Here is a 17227-nt window from a genome sequence, read left to right as displayed (position 1 = left end):
TTGTAATAAACACGCTAAAAACAAATGGCTTCATATTATCCTCATTTATGATGTGTATCTTTGTTTAACATTATTTAACTATCATTCGCTTGGAGTTTCGCGTTTGCTTTCTTTTATTTATAAGCGTAATGCTGGCATTGTTATCCCCAACTAAAATCCGCAGAATATTTTTTATCTGCCTGTTTATCTTTATTTTACCTTCAGCCCTATCGGCGCAAAATCTTTTTTTGCAAAAGGTAGAGATGTGTAATATCACTAATTATTGCATGGACTGCGGCGATGAAAAGGCCAGCTGTGATCAGCTTGCCATTGATTTTGTTTCTGCAAGGATCAATAACCGTTATCTGCTAAAAGACGCGACCGGCGCAATAACCTTTCAAGTGTTGGTTGATGAACGGGGTTTCAGCTGCGTGCTCAGTCATAACGATGCGACTAAAAGCGCGCTTACCAACGAGCTGATAACCTATCTTAATGGCTGTATCTGGAAGCCGGCTAAAATTGATGGCAAACCTGTAGCTGCATCTGTAAATGTTATCTTCCGCTTTATCAGTGGAGGCGTTTACGGCCAGGTACAAAGGCTTGATCTCACCGAGATGAAACCTCCAGGCGACCCAATCATTTATAATAAAAACGTTACCTACCCCAACCCATCGTTAAAAAACTACGATTTTACGGTTTGGACAAAATACAACTCGCCGCTGGTTGATAATATCAGTAAATCGGCAGCGATGGATCAATCGGATTTGTTATGGTATGCCACCGAAAAAGGCATGACCCGTTTTGAAGGCACAACCTTTATCCCGGTTAATGAATACAATTCGCCATTCCCGTCAGATGCCAACATTAAAGAAGTAACTATCGACAGGGACAACAACAAGTGGGTTTATTACGATAACAAAATATTTATGTATGGCAGCGGTGGCTGGCAGCTGTTTGATTTTAAACAGTTTTTAACAGGCGGCGTAAACCAGGTATTGAATAGCCGCAATGGCGAATTACTTTTCACCACACCAAACGGCCTCGTTGTAAAACGGAAGGATAAAGTAGTAGTGATCAACAAAAAATCGATGCCTGAAATGCCTTCAAGCAATGTGCTTTTTGCTTATGTAGATGGTCAGAAACGGCTTTGGATTGGTACTTCAAAAGGCACCATCATGATTGATAAAAACATTATTACTTCATTTAACAGCCTTAACAATACCCCGTTAAAAAACACTACCATTTCGGGAGCGGTTGAGGATGAAAAAGGCAATGTTTACTTCTCATTGGTTGATTGCAATAAACAACCCGGCGAAACTGATAGCGAAAAAGAAGGTGTGGCAGTATTAAAGTTTAATGGAACCTGGTTGCATTATAACGATCAAAACTCGGGCATGCCTGCCAACCACGTCAACACCATGCTGTATGATAAATTTGATCACGTTTTGTGGCTGGGTACAGATGAATCGGGCATAGTCAGGTTTGACCTGAATAACGGCTGGGAGAATTACCACAACAACAATTCGCCGCTACCTGGATTTACCATTTACCAGATGGTGCAGGACTCAAAAGGAGTTATTTACGCTACCACCGCTAATGGTTTATTAAGGATCAGGAAAAAATCGGGGGCATAAAAGGTTAATTAATCTTCAGAAATCTCCATGTAGATCTCTGTTGTTACTAATCCTTCGTTAAAAGTCAGGATCTGGTAGCCCGCGTTTGATTTCAATTTGGTTTGGCGTGCATGGATATACGCAAACAGATCACCGTAGCCTTTCATGATGGCCTGCATCGGATCGCCGGTAACTCTTGTGTACAGGAACGTTCCAAGCATATCAATGGCAGTAAGTGATGTTTCTGACAGATCAGTATTGCCTTCTGTAACTACACCTTGAAAGCTTCTTTGTTCGTCAGCCGGGGTAACCTCCGGGTTGTCATAATAGATGCCGCAAATTTTATACGGAATAAACGGTATTTGAGCCGAGGCTAACTCATTTTGAACAGCTGAAACATATGACGATGCTCCTGAATAGCTACCTGTAAATACTTTCCCAATAAGCTTTGTAGGATTATTAATTGCTATTACCTGTACTGTATCTTCCATTTTGGTTTGTATTTGGCATAACTAATATAACGGCATTTTTTATATCATCTGCTATTAATTTAGCATACCGCCCAAAAACAAAAGCCCGCTATCATGACAGATAAGCCGGGCTTTTGCTTTTTTCAGGTTTATGCAGGGTTAGCTTTGTACAGTAACGGTTGGATCCCAGTAATAGTAGCCAAATAATACAGGCTGATCAACACCTCTTTGGCGTGTATAAAGCGCAAATGACACATTATACTGCTCGGTGCCTTTGGCCACTACAGTTGCCTGGTTAAACCAAAAATTTTGAGTTGAAAACCCAACCGGGATAGCGGTACCATCGGCAGGTAAAATACCGGTACGGGTATATACGCTGAAAGTTACGTTATTGAATACAGTATCCTGGGCGTACTTTTCTAACTTGTAAATAACTACAGCCGAATCAAAGTTGCCGAACTCTGATACCGCGTACCAACGTATAACGTCACCTACATCGGCTTTGATGTTAAGGTCGGCGCCGCCAGAACCTGTAATAGTATTGCCGCGGGTAGCAACCATATACATATAGCTGTGAGGCAGGCCTGTAGGAGCGTTAGGATCCTGGCTTGGAGTTGGAAAATCGGTAGTGATAGCATCGGTATCTATCACAATCTGGATGTTGATGATCTCCTGCGTGGTGGAGACAAATTCGCTGGTAATTGCCATGACTAAAAGGGTTTTAGGATAAATAAATGTCCCTACTCTTTAAAGGATTTTCGGGTTAACTCCTTTGTCAAAGCAAAAAAGACCGAAGCGCTTCTTAACCGGTTTTTCTCAATTGCTTATCACACTACAAACTTCCGCTTATTTAAACCGGCTTATTAGAGAATAAATACACTTAAATAAAATAAGTATTTATACGTATACAAACCATAAAAACACCCTTTCACACTTTTTCACACATCATAACTTTGCCACAAAGGAAAATCATTAATAAACTATAAGAAAAATCAATAATTTGCGTGAAATTATTTCACAGTAGTATAATTAATTTCTCACTTATATAATTTATTATTACCAACACAAAACACAAATAATACAACTATATTACCTACTTATATAAACCTATAATATCATGAAAAAACGACCCCTTAACTTTTTGAAGCCAATTGCGATAGCAAGTGCCGTTTGCTTGTTTTTCGCCATGACATCGTGCAAGCAGGCTACCAGGTTTGCCCAGGTAAAGTACACAGCAACTCAGGTTAACTACTGGCTCGACTCGTCAACAACCGACAGTTTCATTTTCCAGTTTTACAGTCCGCAGGTTGATGATGTTAAAAAACCTTATCAGCTTGTATCATACATCCTTGACACTGCCGGCAACTACCTTAACCCGGTACACCCGGATACTTTAGCCATTGCAAAAGATACGTTGATTAACTTAACCGGTCCCGTAGTTTTAGGCAATAACTATCTTACCAAAAAAGCAATAAAAGCTGTAATATCTACCGACAGCGGAAAGAAACGTGATTATGACTACCTGGTTTTTACGCCTAAAATCTTAGCTTCGAACCAGCACCTGGTGTATGCTATAGGGCTGGTAAAAAATGGCCAGCTTATTAACTATGCCGATTCGGATACGCAGGACATTGACTCAAATCCATCACCTCCGGCAAAAATGTAATATTGGCTAAAACTGTTGCAAAGTGGAACAGCTAATTAAAGGTATATCTGACTGGTCGGAGGTTTGGGCGTTGCTCATTCCTTTGGCCATTCTTTGCTTGAAGAAAAAACAGCCGGCCTTTAATAAACCTGTTGTTAGTTATTTATGGGCGGCACTGGTAATCAATATAACTATTGATGTAATATGGAAGTTAAAAACGATACTGCCACGCCCGTATAACACCAATAACTATTTATATAACGTACATTCTATAATCAGGCTGTTGCTGTTTAGCTCGTTTTTTATAAAGCTTAATCAACAGTTCCTGTCAAAAACAAAAAAGTTGGCGCCGTATGTTTTTTTAGGATTTGTACTTATTAACTTCGGCTTCTATCAAAACTTTTTTGATTACGGGCAACTGAGCAGCAGGCTACTGTCGTTCGAGGCGGTAATTATGATGTTTTATTGTATGCAATATTATCTGTTTAAAATAACCGAAGATGAAGAACCCGGCAAAAAACAGCCCGACTTTTGGATAGTTACCGGTCTGGGCATTTATTATACCGTAAACTTCTTCATTTTTTTATTATACAATGAACTAACGGTCCGCTTGCACAACTTTGCCATAAACCTGTGGAACATTCACAATTTCACGTATACCATTTTATGTGTATTTATAGCTAAAGGGTTGTATGAAACAAACGAATGATGATATCAGGCTCCTGCTCTTTATGGGTATTGCGGTTATGCTTTCATTATTCGCGAGCATATTGCTCATTTTCATATTTTTTCAACGGAAAAAATACCAGTATCAGCAAAAAATACAAAAACTGCACCAAACCCAACAAAATCAGCTAATAGAAGCCGCCGTGCGCAGCGAAGAAACTGAACGGCACCGTATTGCCGAAGAATTGCATGACGAGGTTGGGGCTATTTTATCAGCGTCGAAGCTGCATTTGCAGGGGGTAAAGATCAACGTTATTGATAAAAACAACGAGCCCAGGTATGAGAAAGGTCAGGAATTACTTGACATAGCCATTAAACAGGTGCGTGGCATTTCGCATAACCTGCATTCGAGTATACTCAAGGAGTTTGGCTTAAATGAGGCCATCAGACATTTTGCCGAAAAAATAGCCAATAATGACCTTATATATATCACAACAGATCTCGATGATTCATACACCGCCCAGGCCAATGAAAACGATATCAGCATATATCGTATGGTACAGGAGTTAATGAACAATATACTTAAACACGCCAAACCTCAAAAAATACATATTACATCAGTTTATAATCCGGATGCTTTGAACTTGAGCATTTTCCATAACGGGCAGGGATTAAGTCACGCCCAATATGAGGAACTGAAATTTGATAAGCGGGGACTTGGATTAAAGGCAATCCAAACCCGTATAATTTTGCTAAAGGGCGAAGTATCTTTTAATTACAAACCTGAGGGGTATTACATTAACATCAATATCCCGCGGGCAATTACAATCTAATTATTACAACACTTCAAATACAAGGCGATGAAACCTATTAAAATTGCCATAGCCGATGATTACACCATTTACAGGGAAGGCCTGAAAGTTGGCCTTACCCAGGATGAAAACCTGGAGGTGATACTTGAAGCCGCAGATGGAGAAGACCTGATATCGGGCATAGAAAGCAATATGCCCGATGTTATTATTATGGACCTTAAAATGCCTGTAATGGATGGCATGGAGGCTACCAAACTGGTAAAAAAGAAATACCCTGATATAAAAATTTTAGTGGTAACGATGTATGACGATGAAAAATTCGTAATTCATTTAATGGAGATTGGTGCAAACGGCTACCTATTAAAAAATGCAGAGGCGGAGGAGATCAGGAAAGCGATTTACTCGGTACATGAAACGGGCTACTACTTTAATAATATAGTAAGTAACGCGCTGTTAAAAAAACTGGTGATAAAAGGCAATATCAAACCTTCCTTTAAAGAAGGCGTTGAGCTTACCGAGCGGGAACAAGATGTACTAAAACTGATCTGTGCCGAAAAAACAGCCAACGAAATGGGCAAACAACTTTTTCTTAGTCCACGTTCTGTTGAAGGTATCAGACAGCGACTAATTGATAAGGTAGGAGTTAGAAATACCGCCGGACTCGTCATGTTTGCAGTAAAAAATGGAATAATTGAATAAAAATCAACAAAAAACCAACACAAATTTTATCCAAAAATAAAAATCACATTAAAACACATCGAAAAAACCAAAATAAAAGACAACACTAAATTAAAAATATCAAAATATAGTCAACAAAAAGCATTTAAAATCCATTTAAATCAAACAATTAGCAATATAAATTGCAAATAATTAAATAAATTATCGATAAATTTAATTTTCCTTAATATTTTTACAACTAAGGTTGACTGATTGATTTAAGATTTGAATGAAAAGAAATATTCAATGCGATAATAACACGTGTTTTTTATGCAAAGGCTGCATAAAAGAATGGCTGCCTGCCATAGCAGCCAACAAAAAGAACTTTAGCGTAAAAAAAGGACAGGTTATTTTCAGTGAGGGAGATCCTGTGAAGGGTATTTATTTTGTATATGAAGGCAATGTAAAAGTTCATAAAAAATGGGGTGCCGACAAAGAGCTTATTATCCGCTTTGCCAATAAGGGCGCTATTTTTGGCCACCGTGTTTTAGGCAAACACGCAACCCACTACCCTATTTCGGCCACAGCTTTAGAACCCGGCATAATATGCTTTATTGACATGGAGTTTTTTGAGGCTACCTTAAAGGTGAACCCTCAGTTTGCATACCAGTTACTTTTATTTTTTGCTGATGAGCTACAGGAGGCTGAACACAAAATGCGTAACCTTGCGCATATGCCGGTAAAAGGCCGTGTAGCCCAGGCCCTCATAAGCCTTCAGGAACAATTTGGAACAAATCCAGATGGCCATATTAATGTAGAACTTACCCGGCAGGATTTAGCCTCTTATGCCGGCGCTACTTATGAAACGGTTTTCAGGGTGGTTAATGAACTGCTACAGGAAAAACTGATCAGTACCAACGGCAAAAAGATCAGTATCATAAACCATGAAGGGCTGCTTGCTTTAACGCAGGATGATGATTTGTAAGGAAGACAAATAACAACCTCACCCAACCAAATTCCGCACCTCAACCGGCGACAATGACGTTTGCTTTTTAAAGAAGTTTGAAAAATGCGACAGCTGTTCAAAGCCCAAGCTGTAGGCAATTTCCGAGATGTTCCAGTCGGTTTGTTTGAGCAGGATGCGGGCTTCCTGAATGATCCTGCTTGCTATATGCTCCGTCGTAGTTTTTCCGGTGCTTTCTTTTAACACCTTATTAAGGTGGTTGCTGTGTACGGCAAGCCTGTCGGCATAATCTTTCGCGGTACGGAGAACAACTTTTTGATCGGGCGATGCGATAGGGAATTGCCTTTCCAACAATTCAATAAATAACGATGACACTCTCGCAGATGCATTGTTACTATTACTGTAATTGGTAAACGGCTGCAATTTCTGCCCGTAATGAATCAGCTCCATTACGTAATTCCTTATCAGGTCATACTTGTAAGGGTAATCGGATGCTATTTCCTGCTGCATCTTTTTAAAAATGAGGCTAATCTCCTCCGCCTGCGCGTCGGTAAGCATAAACACGGGGCAACCTCCCGGACTAAAAATCGGTAACGCGTCAAGCACTACACCACTTTTTGATTGTACAAGAAATGCGTCAGTAAAAATGCAGAAATACCCCGACTGGTCTGCATCCTGCGGCTTCCAACTGTACGGTATTTTAGGGGTACCAAATACTAAAGCGTTTTTCTCAATATCTATAACTTTATCAGCATATTCGGCAATATTGCGTCCCTTAACCAGGTTTATTTTGTAGTACAACCTACGATTGTAGGGCACATGGGTTGGATCCTTTTTTATTTTGGTGATTATGTCGGCAAGGTTGAAGACATTGAAATGGCCAACCTCCTTGTCAATATCAACAGGAAGCAAATCCCCTACCGTGCTATTGGTGAGTGCGGCAGCATTCTTGTAAAAATCCTCTACAGTTACAGTTTTCATTTTAAGCCCTTGGAGTTACCACACGAATTTAGCAATAAAACATACCATTACCTTTACACCTAAATCATCGAGGTGTAAATAAGTGGCAATTTAATAGCTTTTACATATCAAACGGGGTCATAAAAGCAGAGGTCATAAAAAAACCGGCTTTAAAGTTAAAGCCGGTTCTTATTTTATTTATGCAGGCGCTTTTTACGCAGATATTCCAGCATTAACTGCGGGCGATCTGTTTGAATGATGGTAGCTCCGTGGGCAATGATCCAGTCCCAGCTGTCTTTTTTATTGTCATCTTCCACAGCGGTATCATCATCGTGCCCGGCATTCAATGAAGCCCAAAGCGAGTTGATCCACACTCTTGAACCTGTTTGAGTAATGAATTTATTATCACGCAAAATAGCAGAGGTATCTTTGGTGAAGTTCAACTCAAAAGCGTAAGGCTTCATATTTTTCAGATAATCGACAATAATTTGTTTTGCGTCCGGCTTATCCAGATTAACCACAGGCATATAAATGATGCTATCTAAAAGGCTTGGGTAGCGGGCTTTAAGATCAGCATAAGGCACTTCCGATTTAAAGATAGCCTGTTGTACTGTACCGGTTTCTTTCAATACTGCTAAAGCTTCATGATAGTAATCATAGCTTTTATCAAGGTTTACCTTTACACCTGTACCCTTAAGTGCCAGCATTACTTCTTTAAGTGTCGGGATCTGATTTTTAGTTACTCGTCCGATGCCATTCCTCAAGCCAAATTTCCTGATCTCTTCAAAAGTATAATCGGCAGGTTTGCCTTTGCCATTTGTTGTACGATCAATGGTACCATCGTGCATGATCACCACAACGCCATCTTTGGTTTTCTTCAGGTCAAGCTCAACAATATCAACACCCATTTGAGCGGCATATTGAAAAGCCCTTAATGAATTTTCGGGTGCATTGCGCCAATCGCCGCGGTGCGCGGTTACCTGAATTTTGTTTTGTGCAGCCGCAGATAATGAAATAGCAGAGGCCAGTATTAATAGTTTTAATTTCATGTTATTTTATATTCTATTTTAAAACGTCGCTGCTCGGCTTCGGCCAAGTGGCTATCCCCCCAACTTTTAAACGACGGCAAGAGGCCGCTTGGTAGTTACCACTCGGCAGGAGCCGAGTGGCGGCAGGTTCTATCTTTTTACTTCATATCAATATCCGACACCCACTGATCGCTCACACCAAATTGCTCATTTGGTTTATCAGCGGCGGTGATCACCAGCGTTCCGCCGCTCATAATTTCCTGATGGGTAAGCCAGTTACGGTTCAACTTTTTACCATTTAACATGACCGACTGGATATATATCCTGCCTTCCACATAGTTAGGCACATTTATGGTGAAAGCTTTGCCGCCTGGCCATGTAAATTGCACCTGCTTAAACAGCGGCACATTCAAATAATAAACCGGCCAACCTACGCAAGCAGGTGAAACGCCTGTAGCAGCGAAAACAAACCATGCCGACATAGCACCGGCATCGTCATCCATAGTGCGCACATAGGTATCCGGCTTATTTTGATAAATAACATCAACAAAGGGATCAATACCACGGCTATTATCATTAAAATAATATTGCACTACGGTATCTGCTGCATATTTATGAACAGCAGCTTGTGATTTCCATGGTTGTGCCGATGCATTGTACATAAACGGTACCTGGATATCGGGTTCGTTTGCGTGATTATAATAATCGTTATCAAAAAACTGATCTAACTGACGAATGTATTCCTTTTCACCGCCTATCAGTTCGGTCAGTCCTTTGATATCAAACGGAACAAACCAACGGTATTGCCAGATGGTTCCCTGGTAAAGCCCGCGCGCCGAAACACGGTCGACATCATTTTTGGTGATATCTTTAAAATCCTTGTTCCAAAACTCTTTATAGCCCAGTGCTTTTTGTTTGTACTGATTAGCAAGCTCAGTTTTACCGGCAATGGCCAGGATCTGTGAAAATGCCCAGGTATCATAGCTCGATTCCAAAGCCTTGTCCGGGTGCGAAAAATCAAGCTTATCTACATCTGATTTCAGCGAATCCAAAACACCCGCAAAATCAACCTTGTAACCTTTGCGGTAAGCATCCAGCAATACAACAATAGCATGTTCAGTACGCACAGTATTTGAGGGCTCATGCTTTGTAGCATAATCCTTTTTACCGAAACGATAAAGATTGGTAAGCGATGTAGTTATGGATTGGTATCTGTCGGGATATAAAATGGACAACAACGGTAATTGCGTACGGTAATTATCCCAAATAGCCCAGCCATTATAAATACTGTCTTTGGTAGTTTGTAAACTGCCATCAGTTGCCCGGAAGCTGCCATCGGTTTCCGAAACCACATAAGGCGATTGAACTGTGCGGTAAAGCATAGAATAAAAAAGTTTTTCGCGCTCGGGATTGCCTTTTACCTTGATGCGACTTAATATTTTATTCCATCCTTCACTGCTTTGCACTTTCATTTGCTCAAAGCCGATGGTTTTAACCGATGCCTTAGCATGTGCTATATCAACCGAAGAAACAGCTACACTTAACTGCACCTGATCTGCATTGGCATTCGCTATTAATTTATGTGCGTCGCCCGGAACAAAAGTTACAGGCTGGTTAAATTTGATACAATAGTAAACCCGGTAAGTGCCCACATTACAAGTTGTTCGCGAATCTATCCAGCCGGTGATTTCGTTGTTTCCCAACTCATGCTCTTCGGCAACAAAACGGTTGGCAAGCGTATGACTTAAGTCGATAAAAAACCCCTTTTTGCCCTGCGGAAAACTATAGCTTTCGACACCGGCATTTTGATAGACTGCAATTTTGGTTGAGATATGGTTACTGAAAGCTACCTGGTAAAATCCAGGTCCGGCTTGTTCCGTTACTTTGTTAAGAACAGAAGCGCCTGCATCATCACCTAAAAAAGGCTTAATTAAGATGTTACCACCGCTGCCCTGGCAGCCCACACCCTCAAAACGGTTGTGGGTAAAGCCTAAAAACAACTTAGCCTTATGCTCGTAACCCATGTGCAGGTTAGGGTAAGTTTGAGGCCCTATACTTAACATACTGAAAGGATACGAAGCGGCAGGCGACATTTGCCCATGATCGCCGGAGGAGCCTACAAAAACATTTACCTGGCTGGCAGGGCTGGCTTCGGCGGGCTTTTTAGTTTGGGATGAAGCCTTAAAACCGATAAATAACGAAGAGAATACAGATAGAATAATGAACGTATTTTTCATGGCGCAAAATAAAAAAAGGAGGGGCTGGGCCCCTCCTTTTCTATGTAACATCAATATTAATAACCCGGGTTTTGGTACATCTTAACAGGGTCAAGTTTGTACTCATCAAACGGAATTGGATAATAACGATCTTTAGTAGTAAAGTTTGCCAATGAAGCCAAACCAAAATCGGTTTGCTTTTTAGCGTGGAAGTAAGCAACCAGTTCGTCGGTGGTAAACGTACGCAGCAAATCAAACCAGCGGTGGTGCTCAAATGCAAGCTCAACACGGCGCTCGTGTAAAATAGCAAGCTTAAGCGTTGGGTACCTTGTAGCATAATCGCTGTTAGTAATTGATACCGCATAGGTTGGCATACCTGCCCGGGTACGCACCTGGTCAAGGAAGCTGATAGCAGTAGCCTGATCGCCAAGGTAGTTGTTAACTTCGGCCAATGAAAGGATCACGTCGGCATAACGCATCAGGATCCAGTCGTTACCACCGTAACCGTTAATACCTGCAGCAGTGCTAACATCTCTGAATTTGGTAACAAACCAATCTTTTACAATTGGATCATTTGCGTATTTTACAGAGAAAGTCATACGCGGGTCGCCGGTTTCATACTCGTTAATCAAATCATGAGTAACGTTATAACCTGCACCTGTCGACACTTTCTGCGAGTTAATAGTTTCGCCTTTAGCCTGGAAATTGGCAGCTATTGATGAGCTATAGTTTAAGTCGCCTTGAATGTTCACAATCTGGAAGATCAGCTCCGGACATGTTGTTTTCTTAGAAACATCAAAAACATCGGTATAAGGAACAGCATTCAACGCGCCGAAAGTGCGCATGTTGTAAGCATTCATTAAAAATGTTTTAGCATTGTTAAGGTTAGCTGTACGGTTAGCCTGATCCTGTGTAGTAGCCATGGTAAGGTAAACCTGGCCTAACAGGAAGTTGGCAGCAGCTTTTGAAGCACGACCGGTTGAAGCCTGCAGGTTAGGCAGCGGGCTGGCAATCACATCGGTTAAATCGGTAACAATTTGCTGATAAACAGTTGCCTGTTTTTCGCGGAAAGTTTGTGCCGAAACATCGCCTGCTGATGATAACGCTTTAGTTACCAAAGGCACATCGCCCCAGGTGCGTACCAGATCGAAATAAATAAAGGCACGCAAAAATTTAGCTTCAGCAGCATATTTCAGTTTTACTGAGTTATCAGGAAACGGAACCTGATCAATATGCGACAACACAGAATTTGCACGGCTAACTGTAGTATACAACGATACCCAGTGGCTTTTAAGGTAAGTGTTGGTTGGTAATATAGAAAAGTTACCAAACTGGAAAGGCTCACCTGAGTTTGACTGGTTATCCTGTGTACCGGTATCATCCGAGCGTTGGTCTGTCCAAAGGTCACTGCCTTCACCAACGTTATTGCCGCTGCGCAATGATTGGTATATACCGTTTACGGCAAGCAAAACATCGTTAGGAGTTTTATAGCTCGCGTCAACTGATATGGCGTTCGGATCGCTTTCATTCAAGAAGTCTTTTTTACAAGACGGGGCTATCGCCACAACTGCAGCAAGGCAGGCCATGGCTATAAATTTCTTATTCATCATCTATATCTCTTTAAAAAATTTATTAAAAAGTAACATTAACACCTAAGTTGTACGATCTAACCAGTGGATAAGTACCATAATCGATACCCGGAGCAAGGTTAGGGTTTTGAGTGTTGTTTGAAGCAGCACCCGAGTAGTTGTAATCAACGTCAGGGTTATAACCTTTGTACTTGGTAATGGTAAACGCGTTAACCACACTTGCAAATACACGTGCTTTGCTCAGGCCTAAAGTTTGTTGTAAGAAATTAGGCAGCGTATAACCTAAAGTCAGGTTAGTACAACGCAGGTATGAGCCGCTTTGCAGGTAAAAGGTTGATAAACGGGTACTGTTACTTTGTGTACCGGCACGTGAAGCGCGGTAAAATGAACCGTCGCCAGGATCGGCTTCATTACGGTAACGTTGTGCAACGTTAGCATACTGGTTGCCTGAACCTTCACCATTGTACAAGTAATAATCCTGTCCGTCAAGGATCTGGTTACCATATGAACCGTTAAAAGAAGCACTTGCATCAAAACGTTTCCAGGTACTGTTGAAAGCAAAGCCGTAAGTGAATTTGGCGTATGGTGAACCGATAACGGTTTTATCAGCATCGTTAACAATACCGTCTTTATTGGTGTCAACAAACCAAAGGTCACCAATTTTGGCAGGGTTTGTTTGTGAGGCCGATGGTGCTGTTTTACCTAAGTTTGAAGCATTAATTATACCACCAACTTTAAAGCCGTAAAACATACCTAAAGGCTGGCCTTGTGTTGTGATGCTGGTTAAGTATGAACGCTCAGCACCGTTAATGATGATTGTATTTTGTGCAGGCAATTTAACTACCTTGTTGCGGTTTAATGAAATGTTACCGCTTGCACCAAAAGTAAAGTCCTTGTTGTTGATGATCTTACCGTCTAACTGCAGGTCAAAACCGGTGTTACGGATTTTTGAATCGCGCAGGTTGGTAAGGATGGTTGTACTGCCCGAAATAGCCGATATTGGCTGGTTGTACAACAGGTTGTATGAATAACTCAGGTAATAGTTGGCAATAACCTGCAACCTGCCGTTAAATAAACCTATATCAGTACCAAAGTTATACTGCGAAGTAGTTTCCCATTTCAGGGTGTTGTCTTTAAGACCACCAGGATAAGTAGCTGTTACAGCACTGTTACCATCAAGTACTACACCTGTAGGAGTTGCCAATGTTTGCTGGATGTTGTAGTTACCAATGTTGTAGTTACCACTTTTACCCCAGCTTGCACGGATTTTAACTGTTGATTGATCACCAAGAAAGCTATGGTAGAACGATTCGTCAGAAAGGTTCCAGCCTGCAGCAACAGAAGGGAAATAACCATATTTATTTGCCGGTCCGAAACGTGATGAACCATCGGCACGGAAAGATGCGGTTAAGAAATATTTACCAGCGTAGTTATAGTTGGCACGACCAAGATATGACAACAAAGTGAAAGCATTTTTGTAAGCTGAGTTTAAGCTAAAGTTAGCCGCCAAAGCTCCTTTGTTTGATATTTCGGGGATATTGTCATTCTGGAAACCGTTAGCAGTAACACTAAAATAGTCATTAGTAGTACGCTGCGCTGTATAACCGGCCAAAGCATCAAAATGGTGTTTACCAATTTGTTTGTTATAGTTTAAGGTAAACTCGGCAAGCTTATCAACCGTTGTTAAGTTTGAAGCCTGAGCGTTGGCTGCCAATATTGATTGTTGAGAACCCGGAGGGAAAGCACCGCTACTCAATGTAGTAGGGTAATAATAATCGTACTTTTCAGTATAAGTTTGAGTACCCAGGTTAGTTTTAAAGTTAAAACCAGGTAATATGTTATACGTTACGTTAGCATTATAAGTGCTGCGGTAACCTTTCCTGTTAATTTTAACACGCTCTGCAAGGGCAACCGGGTTTTCAATTCCCTGGTAACCATATTGGGTTGAACCGGCAGCTTCAGCATTGGTTGCCAGTGTACCGTCGGCATTATAAGCCGGCAGATATGGCATATAGATCAAAGCGCCCAACACCGGACCGTGGTCAAAACGACCTTCGGGAATTTCCTGGTTGGTGTTTTGAGTATACGATACGTTTGCACCAATGTGGATACGTTTGCTTACATCGCCCTCAACATTTGAACGGAAGTTATAACGCTGCTGACCTGATGATACGATAATACCAGGGTTGTTTTGGTAAGAACCGCTAACATAATAACGCACATTATTAGCTGCGCCACCAGAGAATGAAAGGGTATGTTTCTGGAAAATAGCGTTACGATATAATTCGTCCTGCCAGTCGGTATTTACAGTTTGCTTAATAGGGCTTTGTGTTGCAAAATTGTATAAACCATCCGGGATACTCACACTACCAGTATTACCAACATTGGCAACACGGGTTGCATTGTTATCAGAGTACATGGCGTCGTTCCAAGTGTGACCGCTGTTTATCCAAAGATCATGATAAGCGTTGTTACGGCCATCAATAACCAATAAAGCAGCCTGATCGGCATCTAACAATTTCACTTTGTGCGCAAGCTGGTCAACACCGGTTTGTACATCATATTCAAAACGGCCTTTGCCTTCCTTGCCTTTTTTGGTAGTGATCAATACTACACCACCAGAAGCACGGGAACCGTAAATGGCAGCAGATGCAGCATCTTTCAAAATGTCGATGCTTTCGATATCATCAGGGTTAATGAAAATATCATTGCCCGCAGGATAGCCATCAATTACATATAAAGGATCAGAGCTGGCATTTAACGAACCAACACCTCTTACCCTGATCTTGGTGCTTGTGTAAGGCGCACCACTGGTTTGTGATATTTGCACACCTGCTACTTTACCTGCAAGGGCCTGGCCTAATGAAGGAGCCGAAAGATTAAGATCACCCGGTTTTATGCTGGCAATAGCACCGGTAACGTCGCTTTTACGGATAGTTTGGTAACCGATGGCTACAACCTCGTTTAGCATGTTTGCCTTTGGCTTCATCTTAACGTTAATGGTTGATGAATTGCCAACAGTTACTTCCTGCTGATCGTAACCAATAAAATTGAATACCAACACGGCGCCTTCTTCGGCCGAAATGGTGTATTTACCGTTTGTGTTAGTTGCAGTACCCTTGTCAGAACCTTTAATCCTAACAGATACGCCTGGTAATGGAAGATTAGTTTCGTCGGTAACTGTACCGGTAATTGGCTTTGCGGCATTAAATACTATATTCTTTGCCGAAGCGTTTGAGATAAAAGGTTTTAGCAAAACCAGTAAAAATAATACAGGAATTAAAAAAAACCTGCTCAAAAGATTTGGATTAATCTTTTTATTCATACTTTTAAAATTGATTGTTGAAAGAAATGACTTAAAGCCTTGGATCGCTTTTGAGTTATTTGACAATTTTCCCGGACCAGGTGAGTGTTAGCGCATTCACCGGTTCTTAGTTTTATCGCCGAGCTCGATGTTAAGTTGAAGTTAATGTTACATAGGCGGCTTTTTTAAAGAAGTGAGCAAATAATTAATAGTTTCATAATTATTATTGCGTTAATATTAAACAATATTAATAAATAGTTATTAATATTGTAATAATTGCAGCAAAGCTAAACCAGTTATCTTAACCAAAGGATACCTTAGTGTTAAGTTTATATTAACAAACAATAAAAAATACCTGCCTTTTTGCAGGCATTTTTACTTTAGTAAAGTCTTAAACACTACCATGAAGTAGTGGTAAAATTCACGTTATTTTTTCTTGATGAAGTAACGGCTATCCCCTTAACATCGCCGCCAAGCAATGAAAAACCTTCCAACTCGTCGCCCCTGTCTATGCCATCAACCTGCCTAAGCACCACCTGCTTACCCGTCTCAATCGACTTTTTAAGATCAACGTAAGTAAACCGCCACTGCCTCCCTTCAAGCTTATTCTGAATAAGCACCAGAACGCCTTTATCAGCCTTCCAAAACAAGTTTTGTACCCACGGTGTGCATGTAAACTTTTTGTAAAGTACGCCGGGCTCCTTGGTGCTTTTGGCTTTAGCCAGTTTTTCCGGGTCGTATAAACGTACTTCGTTGCCGTGATCACCATAATCGGCAGTGGCTACATACCACTTATTATTATATTTAACATACTCCGGCCGAGTGCCTTGTATACAGGCGTCGTCCTCAATGGTGTTGATCAGGTTACCATCAAGCGTACCTGTTTTAAGCAAGCCTTTCCAGTTTACGTTATAAATTACAGCGCGCCATTGACTTCCGGCAGCGTTTAGCCTGATAGAATTACCTATAAAAGTTGGCCCTTTATCATTATTGTAAGCAATACCTGTGGGATGGTTAATAACATCCTGCCCGCTTTGGGTTAGCTTATATTCTTTATGCTGATACATCAGGCTATCGTGATCCAGCTTAAACTCGCGGATCATCCCTACTTCCCTGTCGCCATATAAAAATATACGACCGTTTTGGTAAGAGATGCCCTGGCAGGCGCCCAACGAATCGACGGTGATGGCGCGATCAAGTTTTTGATCAATTGTCCCGGTGGTGATACTGCCGATACCTAAAACAGCAGCTATTATAGTTAGAGTAAGTTTTTGCATGTGTTTAAATGATGTAATTACATTAATGATCTCACAGCCGCTTTAAG

Annotated in this window: 14 protein-coding genes; 6 read left to right on the top strand and 8 right to left on the bottom strand. The window is 41.1% G+C overall.

Annotation, left to right across the window (positions count from 1 at the left end; translation table 11 throughout):
* The first annotated feature begins 266 nt into the window (after positions 1-266).
* The gene (locus EAH55_RS09935) at positions 267-1613 is read left to right on the top strand and encodes a ligand-binding sensor domain-containing protein (protein WP_162996809.1); all 1347 of its coding nucleotides are present in this window, start codon (positions 267-269) and stop codon (positions 1611-1613) included.
* 8 nt (positions 1614-1621) lie between these two features.
* On the opposite strand, the gene EAH55_RS09930 is transcribed toward EAH55_RS09935, so the two are convergent.
* The gene (locus EAH55_RS09930; RefSeq protein ID WP_121809484.1) at positions 1622-2083 is read right to left on the bottom strand and encodes a GyrI-like domain-containing protein; all 462 of its coding nucleotides are present in this window, start codon (positions 2081-2083) and stop codon (positions 1622-1624) included.
* Positions 2084-2221: 138 nt separating this feature from the next.
* Positions 2222-2770: an inclusion body family protein gene (locus EAH55_RS09925; RefSeq protein ID WP_121809483.1), complete on the bottom strand. Its 549-nt coding sequence runs from the start codon at positions 2768-2770 to the stop codon at positions 2222-2224.
* A 409-nt stretch (positions 2771-3179) separates the two neighbouring features.
* Here EAH55_RS09925 and EAH55_RS09920 point away from each other — a divergent pair, with 409 nt between their 5' ends.
* From EAH55_RS09920 to EAH55_RS09900, 5 genes are all read left to right on the top strand, one after another.
* Positions 3180-3728, top strand: a complete 549-nt coding sequence (locus EAH55_RS09920; RefSeq protein ID WP_162996808.1) for a hypothetical protein — start codon at positions 3180-3182, stop codon at positions 3726-3728.
* Positions 3729-3750: 22 nt separating this feature from the next.
* Positions 3751-4416, top strand: a complete 666-nt coding sequence (locus EAH55_RS09915; protein WP_162996807.1) for a hypothetical protein — start codon at positions 3751-3753, stop codon at positions 4414-4416.
* Positions 4400-5206 carry a sensor histidine kinase gene (locus EAH55_RS09910; RefSeq protein WP_121809480.1) on the top strand — a complete coding sequence of 269 codons (807 nt, stop codon included), beginning with the start codon at positions 4400-4402 and terminating at the stop codon, positions 5204-5206. Before EAH55_RS09915 ends, EAH55_RS09910 begins: the two co-directional genes overlap by 17 nt.
* Before the next feature lie 27 nt (positions 5207-5233).
* Positions 5234-5884, top strand: coding sequence for a response regulator transcription factor (locus EAH55_RS09905; RefSeq protein ID WP_121809479.1), 651 nt, complete (start codon positions 5234-5236; stop codon positions 5882-5884).
* Between the two features lie 247 nt (positions 5885-6131).
* Positions 6132-6827: a Crp/Fnr family transcriptional regulator gene (locus EAH55_RS09900; RefSeq protein ID WP_121809478.1), complete on the top strand. Its 696-nt coding sequence runs from the start codon at positions 6132-6134 to the stop codon at positions 6825-6827.
* Between the two features lie 18 nt (positions 6828-6845).
* Here EAH55_RS09900 and EAH55_RS09895 read toward each other — a convergent pair whose 3' ends face one another.
* From EAH55_RS09895 to EAH55_RS09870, 6 genes are all read right to left on the bottom strand, one after another.
* Positions 6846-7787, bottom strand: a complete 942-nt coding sequence (locus EAH55_RS09895; RefSeq protein WP_121809477.1) for an AraC family transcriptional regulator — start codon at positions 7785-7787, stop codon at positions 6846-6848.
* A gap of 173 nt (positions 7788-7960) precedes the next feature.
* Positions 7961-8815: a glycerophosphodiester phosphodiesterase family protein gene (locus EAH55_RS09890; RefSeq protein WP_121809476.1), complete on the bottom strand. Its 855-nt coding sequence runs from the start codon at positions 8813-8815 to the stop codon at positions 7961-7963.
* 137 nt (positions 8816-8952) lie between these two features.
* Positions 8953-11031 (bottom strand): glycoside hydrolase domain-containing protein, encoded by a 2079-nt coding sequence (locus EAH55_RS09885; protein ID WP_121809475.1) that lies wholly within the window; start codon positions 11029-11031, stop codon positions 8953-8955.
* Between the two features lie 56 nt (positions 11032-11087).
* Positions 11088-12620, bottom strand: coding sequence for a RagB/SusD family nutrient uptake outer membrane protein (locus tag EAH55_RS09880; RefSeq protein WP_244228145.1), 1533 nt, complete (start codon positions 12618-12620; stop codon positions 11088-11090).
* 22 nt (positions 12621-12642) lie between these two features.
* Positions 12643-15924 carry a SusC/RagA family TonB-linked outer membrane protein gene (locus tag EAH55_RS09875; protein ID WP_121809473.1) on the bottom strand — a complete coding sequence of 1094 codons (3282 nt, stop codon included), beginning with the start codon at positions 15922-15924 and terminating at the stop codon, positions 12643-12645.
* Positions 15925-16301: 377 nt separating this feature from the next.
* Positions 16302-17180, bottom strand: a complete 879-nt coding sequence (locus EAH55_RS09870) for a hypothetical protein (RefSeq protein ID WP_121809472.1) — start codon at positions 17178-17180, stop codon at positions 16302-16304.
* Positions 17181-17227 lie beyond the last annotated feature (47 nt).

It is taken from the genome of Mucilaginibacter kameinonensis, from assembly GCF_003675385.1.
Taxonomy (GTDB): domain Bacteria; phylum Bacteroidota; class Bacteroidia; order Sphingobacteriales; family Sphingobacteriaceae; genus Mucilaginibacter; species Mucilaginibacter kameinonensis.
This window is presented reverse-complemented; position numbering and strand designations above follow the sequence as displayed.

Coding starts and splice junctions, on each gene's coding strand:
- EAH55_RS09925 (WP_121809483.1), bottom strand. CDS start 2,770: ATGGCAATTACCAGCGAATTTGTCTCCACCACGCAGGAGATCATCAAC.
- EAH55_RS09870 (WP_121809472.1), bottom strand. CDS start 17,180: ATGCAAAAACTTACTCTAACTATAATAGCTGCTGTTTTAGGTATCGGC.
- EAH55_RS09895 (WP_121809477.1), bottom strand. CDS start 7,787: ATGAAAACTGTAACTGTAGAGGATTTTTACAAGAATGCTGCCGCACTC.
- EAH55_RS09890 (WP_121809476.1), bottom strand. CDS start 8,815: ATGAAATTAAAACTATTAATACTGGCCTCTGCTATTTCATTATCTGCG.
- EAH55_RS09885 (WP_121809475.1), bottom strand. CDS start 11,031: ATGAAAAATACGTTCATTATTCTATCTGTATTCTCTTCGTTATTTATC.
- EAH55_RS09930 (WP_121809484.1), bottom strand. CDS start 2,083: ATGGAAGATACAGTACAGGTAATAGCAATTAATAATCCTACAAAGCTT.
- EAH55_RS09875 (WP_121809473.1), bottom strand. CDS start 15,924: ATGAATAAAAAGATTAATCCAAATCTTTTGAGCAGGTTTTTTTTAATT.
- EAH55_RS09910 (WP_121809480.1), top strand. CDS start 4,400: ATGAAACAAACGAATGATGATATCAGGCTCCTGCTCTTTATGGGTATT.
- EAH55_RS09880 (WP_244228145.1), bottom strand. CDS start 12,620: ATGATGAATAAGAAATTTATAGCCATGGCCTGCCTTGCTGCAGTTGTG.
- EAH55_RS09935 (WP_162996809.1), top strand. CDS start 267: ATGGACTGCGGCGATGAAAAGGCCAGCTGTGATCAGCTTGCCATTGAT.
- EAH55_RS09900 (WP_121809478.1), top strand. CDS start 6,132: ATGAAAAGAAATATTCAATGCGATAATAACACGTGTTTTTTATGCAAA.
- EAH55_RS09920 (WP_162996808.1), top strand. CDS start 3,180: ATGAAAAAACGACCCCTTAACTTTTTGAAGCCAATTGCGATAGCAAGT.
- EAH55_RS09905 (WP_121809479.1), top strand. CDS start 5,234: ATGAAACCTATTAAAATTGCCATAGCCGATGATTACACCATTTACAGG.